This window comes from Dellaglioa sp. CoH-57-MRSF-20 (assembly GCF_056781955.1).
In genome coordinates this window covers 1-1,799 of sequence record NZ_JBXAXV010000010.1, presented here as the reverse complement: position 1 = coordinate 1,799, position 1,799 = coordinate 1, and the positions used below count along the sequence as shown (strand labels likewise).

General features: G+C 50.0%; 2 rRNA genes (1 of these 2 running past the window's edge). Both read left to right on the top strand.

What is annotated here, in order from left to right:
- Positions 1-1,644: ribosomal RNA gene (locus tag AC1RPN_RS07650) — 23S ribosomal RNA — on the top strand (it extends 1,375 nt beyond the left edge of the window).
- Positions 1,645-1,729: 85 nt separating this feature from the next.
- Positions 1,730-1,799, top strand: a 5S ribosomal RNA gene (rrf, locus tag AC1RPN_RS07645); the annotation flags it as partial.

Below are 1,799 nucleotides of genomic sequence, written 5' to 3'. Positions count from 1 at the left end.
GGTGGAGCGCTTAGAAGTGAGAATGCCGGTATGAGTAGCGAAAGACAGGTGAGAATCCTGTCCACCGAATGACTAAGGTTTCCTGGGGAAGGCTCGTCCTCCCAGGGTTAGTCGGGACCTAAGTCGAGGCCGAGAGGCGTAGACGATGGATAACAGGTTGAGATTCCTGTACTAGTTATATTTGTTTGAACGATGGAGGGACGCAGCAGGCTAAGGAAGCGCACTGATGGATATGTGCGTCCAAGCAATAAGTCTGAAGTTGAGTTAAATGCTTAACTTTAAGGACAAGTTGTGATGGGGAGCGAAATTAAGTAGCGAAGTAACTGATGTCACACTGCCAAGAAAAGCTTCTAGTTAGAATATAACTACCCGTACCGCAAACCGACACAGGTAGTCGAGGAGAGTATCCTAAGGTGTGCGAGAGAACTCTCGTTAAGGAACTCGGCAAAATGACCCCGTAACTTCGGGAGAAGGGGTGCTGACCGAAAGGTCAGCCGCAGTGAATAGGCCCAAACGACTGTTTATCAAAAACACAGGTTTCTGCAAAATCGTAAGATGACGTATAGGGGCTGACGCCTGCCCGGTGCTGGAAGGTTAAGAGGATGAGTTAGCTTCGGCGAAGCCCAGAATTGAAGCCCCAGTAAACGGCGGCCGTAACTATAACGGTCCTAAGGTAGCGAAATTCCTTGTCGGGTAAGTTCCGACCCGCACGAAAGGCGTAACGATTTGGGCACTGTCTCAACGAGAGACTCGGTGAAATTATAATACCCGTGAAGATGCGGGTTACCCGCGACAGGACGGAAAGACCCCATGGAGCTTTACTGTAGCTTGATATTGAGTGTTTGTATAACTTGTACAGGATAGGTAGGAGCCGTAGAGACCGGAACGCTAGTTTCGGAGGAGGCATTGGTGGGATACTACCCTCGTTGTATGAACACTCTAACCCTCGCCACTAATCGTGGTGGGAGACAGTGTCAGGTGGGCAGTTTGACTGGGGCGGTCGCCTCCTAAAAGGTAACGGAGGCGCCCAAAGGTTCCCTCAGAATGGTTGGAAATCATTCGCAGAGTGTAAAGGCACAAGGGAGCTTGACTGCGAGACTTACAGGTCGAGCAGGGACGAAAGTCGGGCTTAGTGATCCGGTGGTTCCGTATGGAAGGGCCATCGCTCAACGGATAAAAGCTACCCTGGGGATAACAGGCTTATCTCCCCCAAGAGTCCACATCGACGGGGAGGTTTGGCACCTCGATGTCGGCTCATCGCATCCTGGGGCTGTAGTCGGTCCCAAGGGTTGGGCTGTTCGCCCATTAAAGCGGTACGCGAGCTGGGTTCAGAACGTCGTGAGACAGTTCGGTCCCTATCCGTCGCGGGCGTAGGAAATTTGAGAGGAGCTGTCCTTAGTACGAGAGGACCGGGATGGACATACCTCTGGTGTACCAGTTGTTCTGCCAAGGGCATCGCTGGGTAGCTATGTATGGATGAGATAAACGCTGAAAGCATCTAAGTGTGAAGCTCACCTCGAGATTAGATTTCCCATTCCTTTATGGAAGTAAGACCCCTGAAAGATTATCAGGTAGATAGGTTGGAAGTGGAAGTACAGTGATGTATGGAGCGGACCAATACTAATCGGTCGAGGACTTAACCACAAAGTGGTGTGAAACGGTGTACGGCTTAAAAATCAATGATAAATATTAGCTAGTTTTGAGAGAATAAGTTTTCTCAAAAAAAGAGTGTGGTGGCGATAGCAAGAAGGATACACCTGTTCCCATGTCGAACACAGAAGTTAAGCTTCTTAGCGCCA